The following is a 17,509-nucleotide window of genomic DNA, read 5'->3' as shown; positions in this document are numbered from 1 at the left end:
CGAGGGGGTTGTGATGCCGGGTTGATCGCGCTGGCCGAGGATGTTGCGCTCCTGGTCCCCGTCTTTCGAGCCGAGAGCTTTGCATCAAAACCTATCCAGGATAGCTACTCGGACTGAGGCGCCCTGGCGATGAACCCGGGCCGGCCGATGACGTCGCCGCCCGAAACTCAGTTCCTCGTCAGCACCGCAGCCTTCGCCGACCCGACCAGATGCTCGGGCTCGAGGACGAAGACCGGGATCACCCGGTCAGTCTTCTCCTGGTACTCGGCGTACGGCGGATACGCAGCGACCGCACGCTGCCACCACTGGGCCTTCTCCTCCCCGCTGACCTCACGCGCCATCATGCCCTGGCGTCTAGGACCGTCTTGCAGATCCACCCGCGGGTCGGCCTTGAGATTGAAGTACCAGACCGGGTGACGCGGGAAACCGCCCTTCGACGCCACCGCCGCGTACCGCCCCTCATGCTCCACACGCATCAGCGGAACCTTGCGGACCCTGCCACTCCTCGCACCGCGCATCGTGACAATGACGACCGGCAGGCCCGTGTCCCAGAGCGTTGTGCCCTGCGTGCCACCCGAACTCTCATACAGCTCGACCTGTTCACGCACCCACCGTGCCGGACTCGGCTCGTACTCACCCTCAACAGCCATCACATACACCCCATCGTCGCGTACGGATTAAGCCGGGACAGTCCAACACAAGCCTCACACGAAGAGGAGACCACCGTTCCCGCTCTGCCGACATTGGGTGATGCGCAGTCACCTCACCAGAGCACGGAAGCGGGCATTGCTGGAACGGGCGCCATGCGATCCCACCACCCGCTCCCACTGGGCGCACGTACCCTCGACGAAGGCCCGGACGGCTTCCGGGTCAGCCTGACGCCAGCACGGGAACTGATCAAGCCATCGGCGAGCCTCCACCACCGAAGTGCCGTCCTCCATGAGTCGAACCGCGGTATACGCCGGATCCACCCACGCCGGCCCGCGAGCAGGCATAGCCCAGTCCACCAGGTAAGCACCACCCGGACCGATCATGAGGTTGTGCGGGTTGGTGTCCGTATGCAGCAGATGATCACCGTCCAGCAGAGCAGCCTTCCACGAGGGCAGGAAGGCACTCAGCCGATCACGCAACGAAGGGACGGCTGCATCGGGCCGAGACAGCCTCTCCATCCGCCGATGCAGATCCGCCACCGCCCCATGATCACGCGACCCCGGCCCCAGCCGTGCATGCCGCCCATCAATGTGATCGAACGCCAGAAAGAACCACCCCTCGATCTCTACGTGCCAACGAAGCCTCGGCCCGACACCCACAACCAACGGATTCACCACGACTTCCCAGAGCTGGGCCCGGCGGCCGTCCTCGTCAGCCACATCCACGCCCTTCAGGAACAGCACGTCGTCGGCAGTGCGCAGAGACAGCGCGACCGAACAGGTCAGCCCCCCTTCGACCGGCTCCGCCACGGACACCTGACCCGTGCGTGACTCGACAGCGCCCCTGACCACCGAGGAAAGACTCGACCAACCGGTACGCACTTCCAACCTCTCTCCTTCGGACTGGCCGGGGAAGTGACCCCCGGCCCTCCGGAGCGAGCCTCTACTCAGTCGCGCCACACTTACGGCAGCGAGTCTTACCACTCCACCCCACCCAGTCGTGATCGCAATCAGACACCTAGACACCTCCTCTTCCTCACCGGCACGGGGACTGTCCCAGCGCCGTCCTACTCAAACCCGCTCCGGGGCATTCTGATCACGGCAGCGCGGACACAGACACGGCGGGAACACCATGCTCAGTCCGTAGGGGTCAGTGTTCTCCCCCGCCATGACCTGCACCGTGCCCCTGTCCTCAGTCACGATGCCGTCTCGCGTGGCTCGGTAGACGCGCATAGTCATCCGAGAACCGTCCTCCGCGAACTCCGTTCTCTGACGCAACGTCATTTCGTCGCCTCGTCTCCGAGCCGGAGACTCCTGCGGTCGGACGCAGCCGATGGGATCCGACCCGGCCGTGCGCTCCGCCCCCTGTGCTTGCACCGATAGCCGCGCCGCACCGACGCCAGCGTTGGCCGACGCTCGGCGCGGCACTCCAGACACCGCACCAACCAGGTGCCCAACACCTTGCCCGGGTACGGCTCCAACGGCTCGAACCCCGCCTCCCGCATCCTGTCCACCGCCCACGCCGGCGAGGACACCTCCAGGAGCGTGCACGAAGATGGAACAACCGACGAGTCCACCGTCAGGGACACCGGGCCGCCGATCAGCAGGCCCAGACTCACCGCGCGCCGCCGATGACACGAACACCCGCACGCGTCCGCACGGCACATGCGGTGCGCCTCCACCAACCCCCCGAGCCGCAGCGCTGTCCCACACTGCGCCGACAGCCCACCGCCGCTCACCGCGCCACCCCCGCACTGCGGATGACGCCCGGCCCGACATCGAGAGCGTGACCCGCGAGCCACAGCACCCGACGGCCCTGCCGCAACTGCTGCTGCTCCCGCTCATACGCGACCACGTACGGCCGGACCAACGCGGGCGCACCCCCGTCAATCGGCAGCATCGGGACCATAGGTCGTACGAGCGTCGGCACGTCCACACCCCCGCCGACGGGCACGGGGCACCGCTCAGCAGCCGGAGGCGCTTCCAGTGACGCCACAGGTCGCGGGAGAGCCGCACGCGGAGCGGGCAGCGCCAACCCCGGTCGATGCCGCCCCCGTGAACGGCGAAATAAAACGGCACTCACCCAATCGAGTGCACACCGGATAAGGTCAACCACGTCATCAGCTCCCATTAGCTGGTGGCCACGCCCCCGGACCGGTCCCACGGTCGCGGGGGTCTTTCTTCCGGGGCAATCGTTGAGGTCATCAGTGGTCACTGGGGAGTTGACCGGCCATTGATTACTCTGGAAGCCCCGGTCAACCCCCTGGAGTCACCGTGAAGGACTTCGCCGACCTTGCCTCTCGGGCGCTACGGGACAGCGGCTACTCGATGCGAGCCGCCGCCAAGGCGATCAACTACGACCTGGCCTACCTCTCCCGCGTGCTGAACGGAAAACAGCGCCCTTCCCGCAAACTCGCGGACGCCCTTGACGACCTCGTCCAGGCCGGTGGAGCACTGTCTGGGGTCCTGCTCGACGTTGACGAGCAAGCCCGAGTCACCCGAAGCGCCGAGCAGCCATCCCGAGTGGACGCCGGAACGGTTGATGCCCTTGCCGGTGTCCTGGCCGCATACCGACGCTTGGATGATGCCGTGGATCCCAAGTCGGTCATCCCCGCGACTCTTGCGCAGGTACGCGAGGTCACGCACATGCTCAAGGGCGCTCGGGGACAGCATCGGGACGCGCTGACCGCCGTGGCATCGGAGTTCGCTCAGTTCGGCGGGTGGATGCTCGCCCAGGTCCGTCGAGACACCGAAGCCGTGTCACTGCTGACGCAGGCACTGGAACTGGCCGACGAGATCGAAGACGGCACGCTCGCTGCCCAGGCGCTGAACTTCCGGGGATACCTCGCGCGTCAGCAGGGACGCCAGCAGGGTGTAGCCCGCTGGTACTCAGCTGCCGCCCACACGCCAGGCGCGCACCCCGCTCAACGCCTCGGCGACACGCTCCAAGCGGCAGCCGGACTAGCCTCCATGGGAGAGACCAACCGCGCCCTGCGAATGATGGACGATGCCGAGCGACTGGCCGACGTCGCCGCAACCATGCCACCGCCCGAGACGGCCTACTGGCTGACGCCAGAGTTCAACCGGCTGAACATGGGCCTGTGCACCCTGGCACTGGAACGCCACGACGAAGCCGCCGATCACCTCTCGGCCGGCCTGGCGGGCCTGCCACAGGAGCTGCAAGGCGCCGTATGGACAGGAGAGCACCGCAGCGCACTGGAGAAAGCCATCGCAGCACGGTAAGGGTCGAAAGCGGCTGCGCTCTCCATCCCGGCCGTCCTCACCAGGCGACTTTGGCGGCATCGGCGAGCTACTGAGGTTGGGCTGGTGGATGGCACACCGACCGCCCGGGGCAGCAGGTCATGAGGTGAGGAGTCGGCTGGTGAAGCCGTCGCGGATGAGGGATTCGTAAGCGGCACGCACGTCCTCCGGGACGTCCTGCTCGATGGCGAACCCGAGCTTCGGATACTCGATCACCTGCTGAAGGTCTCGGCCCCGCCAACGGCTTGCCCCCGTCCTGGACCGGCTCAGAGAGTACCGATCTGTCCCAGCCGTCCCCGAAGTTCTTGAGAAGGCCCGAGCCTGAGCGCTGCGCCTTCACTCGGACTCTGGCGGGCCTACAGTCGTACTCACCCAACGGAGGTACGCCTCCGAACCAGCCACGATGGGCACGGCCGACACCTCCGGGTTCTTCCACGGGTGATCCTTCAGGAGACGTGACTCCAGCTCGGTGTACCGGTCTACTCGGGTCTTCAGAAGGAGTTGCCACTCCTCCCCAGTTCCGAATTCGCCCTCGTGCCAGAAGACGGAAACGACCGGACCAACGATCTGTGCTCCGGCCGCCAGTCGGCCCGTGACCGCCGACCGGGCCAGTGCTACCGCTTGCTCTCGCGTCTCCGTTGCTGTCGACACCTGCCAATAGTCAGCCATGCCAGCGACCCTATCCCCGGCACCGCGCGCTTGTGCCGGACATCAAAAGCGCACCGCAAGGACTACAGGTCGAAGTCGATGTAGTCGATGTCGGTGAACGCCACCAGGAGGCCGGCGGCGCGGCGGCCGCGGTCTTTGAAGTAGATCTCCTGGAGGCCTTCGGCGGCGATGTCGCGTAGTTGCTGCTCGGTGGCGCCCTGATCCTGGGCCTCGAAGAGGCGGGCGGCGTAGTGGGGTGGCAGGGCCTGGGTGAGGTGGCGCAGGCGGGCGTCGTCGGTGGTGCCGGGGGCTGCGGTGTAGCCGAAGCGGGCGTGGGTGTCGATGACGATTCCGCCGGTGGTGGACGCCACCCGCTTCACCCGCGCCCGGACCCTCGGCTGCCAGCGCTTCTTCACCTCGCGCTCTATGCGCGCGGCGAGGTCTTTGTGGGGCTTTCTGATCTGGTCTTTCACGTATCGCTCGACGGTGCGCTGGGAGATTCCGAGCAGCTCGGCGACCGGGCGGGTGCCTTTGTACTGCTTGACCAGGAACCGCATCTGCGCGCCGGCGGACTTGGGGATCGGGCGGGTGAACGCCTTTTGCACCGCCTCTTCGAGGCTGTCGTCGATCATGCCCATGGGCTACTCCTACTCCCCGTTGTCCTGGGCGTCGATCCGGCCGTCCTTGATGTACCGGGCGATGTTGAGCTCGTGCCCGTGCTCCTCGCGGACGCCCTCGGCCCACAGGGTGGTCTGGGTGCCCTCGTGCTTGACCATGCCCGGGCTCACGCCGAGCCGGAAGCCGCCCGGCAGCGGCTTGCCGTCCCGGTACGGCAGGAAGTCCAGCGGGCTCGGCCCAGGGGAGGCGTAGACGGCGCAGTCGGAGAGGACCGCGACGGGGAACTGGCCCGTGGCCTGGGCGAGCTTGAGCATCTTGCGGTGCATGTTGGTCCTGGCCTTGGAGATGACGGCCGCGCGGATGTCCGGCCGCCAGGTCGGGCGCTGGAGCGCCGGCCACGGCTGGCCGGGCCGCCAGCCGCCCCCGCGCGGGCGCTCGCGGAGCTTGCCGATGCCCCCCTTCACGGTGGCCTTGATCGCCGCGAGGACGATCGCCATCTCCGGGTCGGTCCGCTTGTGGCCGGCCATGGCCTCCAGGAATTCCTGCGGCGACATGTCGGCGGCGACTCCCAGGTCGGCCATTGTCTCGATGTACGCGTCGCGCAGCTGTCCGTACCAGGCGTCCAGGTAGCGGCCGTTTTCGTACCGGAGGTATGCCTCGAGCGGCGCGACGGGATAGCCGAGCTCCACCGCGTAGGCCACGGTCGGTGTGGCGTACCAGGCAGGGCCGGACGGCCGGACGCCGGTGGGCGTGAACGGCGAGGGCAGGCGCTCGTCCAGCTCGATGTGGGAGAGGTCCACCAGCCAGCTGCCGGGCAGCTTCGCGTCGAAGGCGGGTGCCTTGACGCGTACCGGGGCGCCGAGGCCGACCAGCGTGCCGTTGGCGGCCGCGGCGAAGGCCATGTTCACGTCGATGCCCACCACGTACCGCTGGAGGCATTCGTCGTCGGTGAGCGGCCGGGCCCAGTCGTACGCCTCCTCCACCAGGACCTCTTCCGGGGTCCGCTGGTGGAACCGGGGCAGGTCGGCGAGGAGCGGGTGCCCGTCCGGCGCCTCGCACGGCGCGCACTCCACGGGGTGGCTGCCGAGCGAGCCCGGGTTGTACTCGCTGTGCCGGCGGCCGGTCTCATCCGGCTCGCTCGCGCGGGTCGGCGGGTGCAGCGCGGTCATCAGCTCCAAGCCGTTGACGGCCGTGGAGCCGCGCGGGGTCATCACGCGGGTGGCGTAGGTGCCCAGCAGACGGGCGAGGTTCGCGGGCGGCAGCTGCGCCGCATCGCCCCAGGAGCGGGCGTCGAGCGCGTCCCAGCCCAGAACGCACAGCTGGACGCAGGAGCGCTGCGAGCCCTGCGCCGGGCGGTAGATCCTCGCCCACGGCCCGAATCCGCGCCGGGTGAGCTGCCAGTCGGCCTTGGCCAGCTGTGTGAGGACCTTGTGGCCTTCGGCCAGGCGGCCGGCGCGGCGCTCCTGATCACTGAGCCGGTCCGGCAGGCCGTACCGCGTCGCGGCGGCGTCGGTGAGGACCAGGACCGGATCGGCGTCCTTGCCGTTGCGGTTCAGGCGCGGTGCGCCGAGCTGGGCCTCGGACAGCGTCCACTCGATCAGCGCCGGCAGGGACTTGGCCGGGACGTCGAGGATCAGGCCGCCGACGCAGTACGCGGACACGTGTCCGTCGGCCACGTCGATGACGGCGAGCGGGCCGTGGGCGAAGCGCGGGTCGGTGGCCGGGGGCGGGGATGGCTTGGACGTCCCCGTCCCCGTCGCCGTCCCCGTCGCCGTCCCCGTCGCCGTCGCCGGCTTCGCGGCCGGGCGGCGTGACCTCGACGACGGGCTGGTGGGGGTTGGCGGAGCGGATGTGGTGGATGGGGGAGAGGGTGCGGGACGGGTGGTGGTGTTCTCCGGTGTCGTCGTGGGCGCGACTCGGTCGGTGGACGGAGTTCGCGCTTCCGGCACCTCGGGCGTGGCGGGCACCTCGGGCGTGGCGGGGGTGGCGGGGGTGGCGGGGGTGGCGGGGGCGGCGGGGCTGACGAGCACCTCGGCCGCTGTGCTGTCCGCGGGCGGCTCGGGGGTGGTGGCGGGGAAGCGGGTGGCCAGGCCTTCGAGAAGCCGGGCGTAGGCGGCGCGCTTCGGCGGCCGCGGCTCGCTGCGACCGGCCTCCCAGTTCCCGACCGACTCGCGGCGGGTCTGCAGGGCCCTCGCGATCTGGTCCTGGCTCAGCCCGGCCGCTTCCCGGAGTCGCTTGCGCTCGGCAGGCGGCGGCAGGGGATCCTGGGCGACCTGCTCAAGCAGTGCGTCGACCGCGCTGAACAACGTCTCTTCATCGTTGGGCACAAGGACCACCTCCACCACTTTCCACCGCAGATCCTACACAGAAGACCGCCTGTGGATTGCTCCTCGTTTTCACGTTGATTGCGCATGGATAGGGGTCCGGCGATAGCCCGATGGGCGGGGGAGTGGGGTGGGTTATCACGCCGTGACAGGTCACGGCGGGGATGTTATGCCCGAGTTGGGGCTTTGCCGGTGATGAAGAAGTGGAGTTAGGTAACGTGTCGGGGCCATGTTTGATCACGGGTGTTAGTAGAGTGCCGTCATGGCTTCACCAACATCACAGGGCGACCGCGAGAAGGTCGTCTCCAAGCTGCCTTCCTGGCTCCGCCAGGAACTGAAGATCCGGGCCGCCCAGCACGGCATCGAGATCCAGGAAGCGGTCGGGCAGGCCATCACCGCGTGGCGTGGCCTCGGCTCGAACCTCTCGCCCGTCGACACCTCCGGTGCCGAATCGTTCTCCACGTTCCTCCCGGCTCCTCTCTGGGCCGGCTTCCGCGCCGACTGCAAGAACCGCGGCGTCTCGCTCATCCAAGGTCTGGCGCAGTCGGTGCAGTTGTGGTTGGACAGCAACCCGGCCCCCGCGGTGCGGCGGCCGACGATCGTCCGCCGGATCGTGGTCTGCAATCAGAAGGGCGGGGTCGGGAAGACCGCCGTGACGGCAGGCACTGGTGAGGCGCTGGCCGAGGACCCGGCCGCCCTGGTGCCGGTACGGGTGTCCAAGCACTTCGCCGCGCTGCTCGAGGACGAGGACGACGACCCCCTGACGTTGGAGGACCTGCCGGGCCTCGGGCAGCGTGTCCTGCTCATCGACTTCGACCCGCAGGGACACCTGACCAAGCAACTCGGACACGACCCGCTCCCGATGGGCAGCGACTCCCTCACCAACCACATGGCGGGCGACGCCAAGGGGGAGCTGCGGGACCTCATCGTCGCCATAGACGACGAGCGGTTCGGCGACCGGCTCCACCTGCTGCCCGCCTGCACCGACGCGTTCCTCCTGGACGTGCGCCTGGCCAGCGTCCGGGCGCGGGAGGCCGCGCTGGAGCGGGCCCTTGCCCCGGTCGAGTCCGATTACGACGTGATCCTGATCGACTGCCCGCCGAGCCTGGGCCTCAGCATGGACGCCGCCGCGTACTACGGCCGGCGCCGCCCGGAGGAGGTGCCCGGCAACTCCGGAGTGCTGATCATCGTCCAGGCCGAGGACAGCAGCGCGGACGCGTACGAGCTGCTCACCACGCAGATCGAGGACATGCGCAGCGACCTCGCCCTGGACATCGACTACCTCGGCATCGTGGTGAACCACTACGACGCCCGCCGTGGCTACATCGCCACCTCGTCCCTGCAGTCCTGGATGGACATAAAGGATCCGCGAGTCGTCGGCGTCATCGGGGATCTGAAGGAGCAGAAGGAAGCGGTCCGGGTGAAGCGGCCGCTGCTCGCCTACGCCCCTCGGTGCGACCAGTCGGTGGCCCTGCGCGCCCTGGCCCGGGAGATCAGCAAGTGAGCAAAGCCAAAGACCTGGGGCCCGGCGCGTCGTTCGGTCAGGCCCGGACCGTCAGCGCGCGGCGCGCGGCGATCGGCGCGGCCACCATCGCGCCCACCGTGGGCGTGCCGGAGCCGACCGAGCTTCCCGTCGACCAGATCGGCCAGAACCCGGACAACCCCCGGGAGGAACTGCGGGACCTGGAGGGTCTGGCCGACAGCATCCGGGAGATCGGGCTCGTCAACGCCATCACCGTTGCCTCCGTCGACGCGTATCTGCGGGAGCGGCCGGACCGTGCGGAGGATGTCGAGGAGAGCGCCCGGTACATCGTGGTGGACGGGCACCGCAGGCTGGAGGCCGCGCGGCTGGCCGGTGTCCGGACGATCCGGGTGAGCGTCGACAACGCGCTGGTGTCCACGGACGAATCGCTGCTGGAGGCGGCGTTCGTCGCCAATGTGCACCGCGACGACATGAATCCGCTGGAGCAGGCCCAGGCCCTCCGGACGCTGGTGAACTTCTACGGCTCGCAGAGCAAGGCGGCGAAGCGGCTGGGGATCGCGCAGTCGACCATCTCGTCGAAGCTGTCCATCCTCGACCTCGATCCGCGGTTGCAGGCCGATCTCGTCGAGGGGCGCCGGAAGGTCGAGCACGTCCGCAACCTGGCCAAGCTCTCGGCGGAGGAGCAGCACCGGGAGGCGGATGCGCGGGCGGCGGCCGGGGAGCGCAGGCGCTCGGCAGCGCGCGAGCTATCACGGCGTGATAGCTCGGAGGGCGTGGATGAGCTATCACGGCGTGATAGGTCTCAGGATGCGGGCGAGCTATCACGGCGTGATAAGTCCGAGGGCGCGGACGGGCTATCACGGCGTGATAGGTCCGGGGAGACGGCTGGTGACCTATCACGGCGTGATAGCCCGGTGGCGGCAGGCGGTCGTGCGGGGGTTGAGGAGCTTCCCGGTCAGCGGCTGGAGCAGGCGGGACAGCCGCAGGGCGAGGTGCCGGCGCCCAAGCCGCAGATGAAGATGCCGTGGCACGACGGGAATCAGGTCGCGGATCTGGTGCTGATGAAGATGAGCGACGAGCAGCGGGAGCGGCTGTTCCAGCGGCTGCTGCTGGCGCGCAACCGGCCGGTCGCCGAGCCGGGCGCGCCCCTCGCCTGACGTCTCGGTGTGGCTGATATCCGGGCGGCGCGGTCACCGGGCCCTTTGGGGTGACCGCGCCGCCCGGGGTCTCACCAGGACTGGCCCGCCGGCTGCCGGGTGGTGGCGTTGAGGCGGTTGAAGAGGTTGGCGACGCCGATCTGGAGGATCAGGGCGGCGCGTCCCTGCTCGTCGTAGTGCTTGGCGACCTCGTCCCAGACCTCGTCCGGCACCGGGTCGGTCCGGTCGGCGAGCCGGGTGGCGCCCTCGGCCAGCGCCAGGGCGGCGCGCTCGGCGTCGCTGAAGTAAGGGGCCTCGCGCCAGGCGGCGACCGTGAAGACCTGCTCGTCAGTCGCACCGGCCTTCTTGGCGGAGCGGGATGCCGCGTCGACGCAGGCGCTGCAACCGTTGATCTGGCTCGCCCGCAGGTGGACCAGTTCGAGCGTGAGGTCCGGAACCCCGCCCTTCCTCGTCGCCTTCATCAGGCCGCCTATGGCCTGCCAGGCATCCGGGAGGACGGCGGCCGGGTTCTGCATGCGTGCTTCCATGATGGCTTTCCCTCGGGGTCTTCGGGTGGCTAGGGCCGGCTCAGCCGGTTGGGGTGGCACCTATCTGACGGTTCTGATCGAACGGATGTGACCGCTGGGGCGGCATCCGGAGCCTGCCCCCGACCGGGTTCGTCCGACTCGCGCCCGTCGCCCGGGTGGTCGTGGCGGGGGAGTGGCCGATCGTCGTGGCGGACCAGCGGCCAGTCGATGGCGACCCGGGCCGCCTGGGCGAGGTAGTTGGTGAAAACGCTCAGGGCGACGTGCGCGACGACCTCGGCGATCTGTCCGTCGGACAGTCCGCCGTGGCGGGCGGCGGCCAACTCCTCATCGGTTATCACGCCGTGATAGCGGACCAGGGCGAGAGCGAGGGCGAGGGCCGCCGCCGTGCGGGGGTCGTCCGACCGGCCCCGGCGGGCGCCGGCGGCTTCCGCCTCGGTCAGCCCGAGCACCTTGGTGCCGATGTAGGTGTGCTGGGACAGGAGGTAGTCGGAACCGTTCTCCTGAGCCACCAGCAGCGCGATGCACTCGCGCATCGGGGCCGGGAGACTGCCGCCCCGCAGGGCGGTGAACAGGTCCAGGAATCCCTTCAGGGCCGCCGGGCTGTTCGCCATCGCCTTGGCCAGGTTGGGCGTGATGCCCAGGGCCCGCTGCGTCCGCGCGAGCAGCTCGGCGGCCTCTCCGGTGGCGGTCTCCGGCTGGATCAGGGGGAGTCCCGACCGGCTCGGAGTCTCACTTTCCGGATCTGCGCCGTCTCTCCTGGAGAGAGGTTCCGGATCCCCTTCGGCGAAGGGGACGGCGGCGGGCTCCACACCTCACCAGGCGAGGATTCCGTCGTGGTTGACGAAGGTGCCGGTCGGGCCGTCGGCGTCCAGCGTCGCCAGCTGCACGGACATCTCCGCGCCCTGCTGGGCCGTGCGGTAGCCGGTGTGGTTGGTGATGTCGGTGGCGCACCAGCCGGGGTCGGTGGCGTTGACCTTGATCGTGGTGTCCCACAGCTCCTTGGCGTAGGCCACGGTGACCATGTTGAGCGCGGTCTTGGAGGAGTTGTACGGCAGGTTGTTGATGGGCCAGATCGGGTGGTCCTGGACCAGGGCGTCGTTGATCGAGCCCATCTGGCTGGAGACGTTGACGATCCGGCCCGCCTTGGACTTGCGCAGCAGGGGGAGCATGGCGTTGGTCACCGTGACCACGCCGAAGACGTTCGTCTCGTAGACCCGCCGGATGGTCTCCAGGGTGGTGGCGCTGGGCTTGCCCTCCTCCAAGGAGACCGTGATCCCGGCGTTGTTCACCAGGATGTCCAGGGCGCCGTACTCCTTCTCGATCCACTCCGCGGCGGCCTGCACGCTGGCGGCGTCGGTGACGTCGATCCGGACGAAGGGCTGGCCGATTTCCTTGGCGGCGGCCTGGCCGCGCTCCTCGTCGCGCGCGCCGATGATGGCGGTGATGCCGCGCTCCGCGAGCTGCTTCGCGGTCTCGAAGCCGATTCCCTTGTTCCCGCCGGTGATCAGAGCAATGGTCATGTGGGGGTCCTCGCTTCCGGTGCTGTGCCGATTCCTGAGACGGCTGGAGAGACGCTCTCTGTTCGCTCCAGTCCCGATCGGCTCGGGCCCGGGAGCTGTTGCCAGCCTGCGGGGCGGCGTTGATACATTCGCGATTCGTTCGCGATGGACAGCCGGTCATGCGCTTCCGGCTCTCCGTGCAGCGACTTCGGGAGACGACATTGGGTGTGCGTTTCGCAATCCTGGGCCCGGTGGAGGTGTCGGCAGACGGCCGGCGGGTGCCCGGGGCGGCACCACGGCACCGGGCGGTGCTCGGCTACCTGCTCCTGCACGCCGGGACCGTGCTCAGCGCGGACCGTCTCATCGACGCGATGTGGGGCCTGACTCCGCCGGACACCGCGCGGGCCCAGATTCACGCCGCGGTGACGGCGATCCGCCGGGTGCTGCGCCAGGCGCAGGCGGCGCAGTTGCTGGAGACGCGGGCGGCCGGATATGTGATCCTTCCCCGGCCCGGGCAGCTGGATCTGGAGGAGTTCACCGGCAGGGTCGCGGCGGCCCGGGGACAGGCCGACGCCGACCCCGCGGGGGCTGCCCGGCAGATCCGGGCCGCGCTGGAGCTGTGGCGGGGGCAGCCGTTCGCCGATGTGCACGTCGACTACGTACCGGATGCGCGGGCGCGACTGGACGAGCGGCGGCTGACGGCCTTTGAGCAGCTGGCCGAGCTGGAGCTGTCCCTGGGCCGGCACGACGCTCTGATCGACGAGCTGGCCGCACAGGTCTCGGCGCATCCTCTGCGGGAGCGGCTGTCGGGGCATCTGATGCTCGCCTTGCACCGCGCGGGGCGGCAGACCGACGCGCTGTCCGTCGCGCGGAATTTCCGGGCCACGCTCGGCGAGCAGCAGGGGCTGGAGCCGGGCCGGGCCTTCGTCACCCTGGAGCGGGCGATCCTCCGCGACGATCCGCAGCTCGATCTGGAGCCGGGGTCGGGCTATCACGGCGTGATAGGTACAGGGGGCTCGGCGAGCTATCACGGCGTGATAGCTCGAGGGAGCCGGGTGGCCTATCACGGCGTGATAGGTCCAGAGGGCCGGGCCAACTATCACGGCGTGATAGATCCAGGGGACCCGGAGACCTATCACGGCGTGATACATCCGGCGGGCCCGGAGACGGATCACGGCGTGATAGATCCGGGGGGCTCGGAGAACTATCACGGCGTGATAGGTGCCAGGACGCCGTCCGGCCCGGAACCCGGCGGACTTCCCGCGCGGCCTGCAGGCCGGCAACCTGCCGGTGACGGCGAGGTCGTCGGCGGCTCGCCGAGCAGCCCGGGCGCCGAGCAGGGTGGCGGACCGGGCGTCGGGCACGGCGCCGGGCAAGGCGGCTCCGGGGCGGGCGCCGGGCAGGGTGGCGGCCTCGGGCACGGGCCGGGTGGCGGTGCCGGGCGTACGCCGCCGGACCGGCAGCCCCGGCGGGCGAACTTCCTGCCGTACGACACCCCCGACTTCGCCGGGCGAGCCGTCGAGCTCGACCGGCTCCTGCCCGAGCGGTCCGGCGGCGGGGGGCAGGTCACCGTCTCGGCGATCGACGGCATGGCGGGGATCGGCAAGACGACGCTCGCCATCCACGCCGGGCACCGGCTCGCCGAGCGGTTCCCCGACGGGCAGCTGTTCGTCGACCTCCAGGCGCACACGGTGGGTCAGGCGCCCGTCGAGGCGGGTGCCGCGCTGGAGATCCTGCTGCGGCAGCTGGGTGTGCCCGCCGAGCGCATCCCGGCCTCCGACGTGGACCGGGCCGCGCTCTGGCGGGCCGAGCTGTCCGGCCGACGGGTGCTCGCGGTGCTGGACAACGCCGCCGGCACCGACCATGTGCGGCCGCTGCTGCCCGGCGCCACCCGCAGCCTGGTCCTGATCACCAGCCGGCGGAGGCTGACCGGGCTGGACGGCGCCCATGCCCTGTCCCTGGATCTCCTGCCGGCCACGGACGCCATCGAGCTGTTCACCCGGATCGTGGGGGAGCGGGCGGACGCCGAGCCGCTGGCGGTCCTCGATGTGCTGCATCTGTGCGGCTTCCTGCCGCTGGCGGTCCGTATCGCCGCGGCGAGGCTGCACCACCGCCCGCAGTGGACCGTCGCCTATCTGGCCGACCGGCTGCGCGACCAGCGCCGCAGGCTGACCGAGCTGTCCACCTCCGAGCGGGGGGTGGCGGCCGCCTTCGGCCTGTCGTACCAGCAGCTGGCCCCCGATCAGCAGCGCATCTTCCGGCTGCTGGGCCTGCACCCGGGGCGCGACTTCGACAGCTGCGCGACCGCCGCGCTGGCCGGCGTCCCGCTGGAGAAGGCGGAGATGCTGCTGGAAGACCTCCTGGACGCGCATGTGCTGGTGCAGCACGAGCCGGGCCGCTACACCTTCCACGATCTGCTGCGCGAGCACGCCCGCGCGACCGCCTGCGCGGTGGAGACCGCCGACGCCCGGCGCGCCGCGCTGACCCGGCTGTTCGACCACTACCTCTACACCGCGCTGACCGCCATCGACGTCCTCTTTCCCGACGGGAAGGAGCGCCGGCCGCGCGTCCCCCGGCCGAAGACGCCACTGGTGTCCTTCGGCGGTTCGGGGGAGGCGACCGGCTGGCTGGACGCCGAGCGCGCCAACCTCATCGCCGTGGGCAGCTACACCGCCGACCAGGAGTGGCCCGCGCACACCACCCGGCTGGCGACGGTGCTCCACCGCTACCTGTACGACCGCGCCCACCACGCCGACGCGCTGGCGCTGTACGCCCAGGCGCTGCGGGCCAGCCGCCGCCTGGGGGACACCCCTGCCGAGGGGCGGGTGCTGACCGATCTGGGCTGGCTGTACTGGCGGCAGGGGCGGGACGATCAGGCGGCGGAGCACGCGCGGCGCGCCCTGGAGCTGTGCCGGGGCAGCGGCGACCGGCTGGGCCAGGCGCGGGCGCTCCATGCTCTGGGCTTCGTGTGTCTGCGGCGGCGGGAGGACGATCAGGCTCACGCCCACTTCGGGCTGGCCCTGGAGCTGTTCCGGGGGATCGGGGACCGGCTCGGCGAGGCCGCGGCGCTGGCCGGTGTGGGCACCGTCCACGAGCGGCTCGGGCGCCTGGAGCAGGCCCATGCTCACCACCGTCAGGCCCTGGCGCTCTACCGGGAGCTGGGGAACGCCGGCGGCGAGGCGGTGGCGCTGGGCAATCTCGGCGTGGTCTTCCGGCGGCAGGGCCGTCTGCCCCAGGCCCATCACCACTTCCGGCGGGCGGCCGAGCTGCACGGCGAACTCGGCAACCGGGGCCATCACGCCGAAATACTCAACGGCCTGGGCGATACCGCCCGGGCGATGGGTGATCCGGGCCGGGCCCTGGAGCACCACGGGGCCGCGCTCGCTCTCGCCTGTGAGGTGGGCTTCCGGCCGGAGGCGGCCCGCGCCCACACCGGTCTGGCCCGCGCCCATCGCGATCTGGGCCGCACCTCCCCGGCCCGCCATCACGCCGGGGAGGCCCTGACGCTCTATCCGGGGACCGGTGTGCGCGAGGCCGAGGAGATCCGCGCGTTCCTGGTGGAGCTGGACTCGCCGGTGGAGCCGGACGAGCCGGCCGGGTGGCCGGGTGCGTGTGAGGCCGGGGCGGCCCGCGTGCTGCGGGCCGCCCCGGCCCCTCCCCTCCTCGCCCGTTAGCTGATCTTGTACTGGGCCATCATCCCCATCGCGGAGTGGTCCAGCAGATGGCAGTGGTAGACGTACGTGCCGGTGTAGGTGTCGAAGGTCACCTGGACCTTGACGGTCTCACCGGGGTTGAGGTTCACCGTGTCCTTCAGGCCCGTCTCGGAGGGCAGCGGTGGCTTGCCGTTGCGCTCCACCACCCGGAACTGCACCAGGTGCATATGGAAGTTGTGCGGGGCGCGCTTGTTCGGGTTGGTGATGGTCCAGATCTCGCTGGCGCCGTGGCGGACGAAGGTGTCGATGCGGTTCTCGTCGTACACCTTGCCGTTGATGTACCCCTTGTCGTCCGGGGAGCCGGTCTCGTCCATGCGCAGCTCCACGGTGCGCTCCACGGTGGGCGTGGGCAGCGGCGGCAGGGTGCGCAGGACGGAGGGGACCTCGCTGTCGTCGGTCTCGGTGCGTACGACGTCGAAGCGGAGCACCTGGCCGATCTGGTCGGCCGGTCCGGGAGGCGAGGTGTTCTCCAGCACGATCTGGGTGCCGACCGGGTAGCGGGAGAAGTCGATGACGACATCGGCGCGTTCACCGGCGGAGAGGAAGACCGAGGTGCAGGTGAGCGGGGCGGGCAGCAGGCCGCCGTCGGTGCCGATCTGGATCATCTCGCCGCCGTCGGCCAGGCGCAGTTTGAAGGGGCGCAGGTTGGAGGCGTTCAGCAGCCGGAAGCGGTACTTGCGGGCGGCGACCTGGAAGTAGGGGTATGCCTTGCCGTTGGCGAGGATGGTGGTGCGGCCGAGCGCGTCGCCCATGACGTACACGAGCTGGCCGGCGTCGTCGAAGCGGGCGTCGCGTATCGCTATCGGGATGTCGTACGCGCCGGACGGCAGCGGCAGGCTCTGCTCGGTGTCGTCGGTGAGCAGGTAGGAGCCGGACAGGCCGCGGTAGACGTGCTCGGACTCCATGTGGTGGGCGTGGTCGTGGTACCAGAGCGAGGCGTGCGTCTGCTTGTTGGGATAGGTGTAGACGCGGGTGGTGCCGGGGGCGAAGGTGTCCATCGGGTCGCCGTCGTTCTCCGGGGTCACCGCGGCACCGTGCAGGTGGACCGCGGTGGGCGCGTCCAGGCCGTTGGTCTGGCGTACGACGACGGGGCGGCCGGAGCGGGCCTTGATGGTGGGCCCGGGGAAGTGGCCGTTGAAGGTGAGGAGTTCGGTCTGCCTCCCGGGGATGATCTCCTTGGTGACGCGCCGCGTGGTCATGGCGTAGGTGTCCACGCCGTTGCGCGTACAGATGGGCTTGAGCACCGGGGGCACCGGCATGGCGAGACGGAACTTCTCCACCGTGATCGCCGCCGCGGGGGCGGGCTTGGGGCCGTCTTTCGCCTGCCCGCCACCGCGTGCGGCCAGCACGGGGGTGAGCGCGGCTCCGGTGAACGCGGCCGTGCCGGTGGTGACGATGGCGGCGCCGAGCACGGTGCGTCGGGTGACCATGGCAATCCTCCTCAGTGCGGGTTGCGCGGACGCGCGGTGTTGTGCGGGCGCGCGCGGTGAGTGCAACAGGACGCGCTTGAGCGGTACTCGGGTATGGCGGTGCAAGCGGCCCCGAGCTGCGGGTATACCGATGAGCGCATGGATGGCTGATGTCTGAGGCGCGCGGATGAGCACAGTCATGTGTGCAGTGATCACGCCG

The 17,509-nt window shown here is 70.1% G+C and carries 14 protein-coding genes and 1 pseudogene; 4 read left to right on the top strand and 11 right to left on the bottom strand.

The features are described from left to right. Positions 1–167 precede the first annotated feature (167 nt). From AC4BDD_RS32010 to AC4BDD_RS32000, 3 genes are all read right to left on the bottom strand, one after another. The gene (locus AC4BDD_RS32010) at positions 168–650 is read right to left on the bottom strand and encodes a nitroreductase family deazaflavin-dependent oxidoreductase (protein ID WP_490692139.1); all 483 of its coding nucleotides are present in this window, start codon (positions 648–650) and stop codon (positions 168–170) included. Between the two features lie 108 nt (positions 651–758). Further along, the gene (locus tag AC4BDD_RS32005; RefSeq protein ID WP_490692143.1) at positions 759–1,532 is read right to left on the bottom strand and encodes a phosphotransferase; all 774 of its coding nucleotides are present in this window, start codon (positions 1,530–1,532) and stop codon (positions 759–761) included. Positions 1,533–2,385: 853 nt separating this feature from the next. After that, entirely contained in the window at positions 2,386–2,550 is a 165-nt protein-coding gene (locus AC4BDD_RS32000; RefSeq protein ID WP_490692138.1) for a hypothetical protein, read from the bottom strand. 374 nt (positions 2,551–2,924) lie between these two features. Between AC4BDD_RS32000 and AC4BDD_RS31995 the strand changes: the two genes are divergently transcribed. Next, the gene (locus AC4BDD_RS31995) at positions 2,925–3,893 is read left to right on the top strand and encodes a helix-turn-helix domain-containing protein (protein WP_490692137.1); all 969 of its coding nucleotides are present in this window, start codon (positions 2,925–2,927) and stop codon (positions 3,891–3,893) included. A 117-nt stretch (positions 3,894–4,010) separates the two neighbouring features. On the opposite strand, the pseudogene AC4BDD_RS31990 reads toward AC4BDD_RS31995, so the two are convergent. The 4 genes and pseudogenes from AC4BDD_RS31990 to tap all read right to left on the bottom strand — a co-directional run. Next, a pseudogene (locus AC4BDD_RS31990) lies at positions 4,011–4,139 on the bottom strand (YdcF family protein); the annotation flags it as partial. Positions 4,140–4,247: 108 nt separating this feature from the next. After that, positions 4,248–4,580, bottom strand: a complete 333-nt coding sequence (gene cutA / locus AC4BDD_RS31985; RefSeq protein ID WP_490692136.1) for a divalent-cation tolerance protein CutA — start codon at positions 4,578–4,580, stop codon at positions 4,248–4,250. A gap of 62 nt (positions 4,581–4,642) precedes the next feature. Next, complete coding sequence (gene tpg / locus AC4BDD_RS31980; RefSeq protein WP_490692135.1) at positions 4,643–5,197, bottom strand: telomere-protecting terminal protein Tpg; 555 nt, start codon at positions 5,195–5,197, stop codon at positions 4,643–4,645. Positions 5,198–5,206: 9 nt separating this feature from the next. Continuing rightward, positions 5,207–7,504, bottom strand: a complete 2,298-nt coding sequence (gene tap / locus AC4BDD_RS31975; protein ID WP_490692134.1) for a telomere-associated protein Tap — start codon at positions 7,502–7,504, stop codon at positions 5,207–5,209. A 259-nt stretch (positions 7,505–7,763) separates the two neighbouring features. Here tap and AC4BDD_RS31970 point away from each other — a divergent pair, with 259 nt between their 5' ends. Together AC4BDD_RS31970 and AC4BDD_RS31965 are read left to right on the top strand one after the other, a co-directional pair. Next, the gene (locus AC4BDD_RS31970) at positions 7,764–9,005 is read left to right on the top strand and encodes a ParA family protein (RefSeq protein WP_490692133.1); all 1,242 of its coding nucleotides are present in this window, start codon (positions 7,764–7,766) and stop codon (positions 9,003–9,005) included. Next, a complete protein-coding gene (locus tag AC4BDD_RS31965) occupies positions 9,002–10,141 on the top strand; it encodes a ParB/RepB/Spo0J family partition protein (protein WP_490692132.1) in 1,140 nt (379 codons plus the stop codon). Before AC4BDD_RS31970 ends, AC4BDD_RS31965 begins: the two co-directional genes overlap by 4 nt. Before the next feature lie 71 nt (positions 10,142–10,212). On the opposite strand, the gene AC4BDD_RS31960 is transcribed toward AC4BDD_RS31965, so the two are convergent. From AC4BDD_RS31960 to AC4BDD_RS31950, 3 genes are read right to left on the bottom strand one after another with little or no spacing between them, the layout of a single operon-like run. Next, entirely contained in the window at positions 10,213–10,668 is a 456-nt protein-coding gene (locus tag AC4BDD_RS31960; RefSeq protein ID WP_490692131.1) for a carboxymuconolactone decarboxylase family protein, read from the bottom strand. Positions 10,669–10,697: 29 nt separating this feature from the next. After that, the gene (locus AC4BDD_RS31955; RefSeq protein ID WP_490692130.1) at positions 10,698–11,477 is read right to left on the bottom strand and encodes a carboxymuconolactone decarboxylase family protein; all 780 of its coding nucleotides are present in this window, start codon (positions 11,475–11,477) and stop codon (positions 10,698–10,700) included. Between the two features lie 3 nt (positions 11,478–11,480). Beyond that, positions 11,481–12,188 (bottom strand): SDR family oxidoreductase, encoded by a 708-nt coding sequence (locus AC4BDD_RS31950; RefSeq protein ID WP_490692129.1) that lies wholly within the window; start codon positions 12,186–12,188, stop codon positions 11,481–11,483. A 206-nt stretch (positions 12,189–12,394) separates the two neighbouring features. On the opposite strand from AC4BDD_RS31950, the gene AC4BDD_RS31945 reads away from it, so the two are divergent. Continuing rightward, on the top strand, positions 12,395–15,841 hold the full coding sequence (locus AC4BDD_RS31945) for an AfsR/SARP family transcriptional regulator (protein WP_490692128.1): 3,447 nt from the start codon (positions 12,395–12,397) through the stop codon (positions 15,839–15,841). Here AC4BDD_RS31945 and AC4BDD_RS31940 read toward each other — a convergent pair. Beyond that, positions 15,838–17,310: a multicopper oxidase family protein gene (locus AC4BDD_RS31940; protein ID WP_490692127.1), complete on the bottom strand. Its 1,473-nt coding sequence runs from the start codon at positions 17,308–17,310 to the stop codon at positions 15,838–15,840. The genes AC4BDD_RS31945 and AC4BDD_RS31940 overlap by 4 nt on opposite strands. Positions 17,311–17,509: the final 199 nt, after the last annotated feature.

It is taken from the genome of Streptomyces sp. JLBT605, from assembly GCF_058215555.1.
This window is presented reverse-complemented; position numbering and strand designations above follow the sequence as displayed.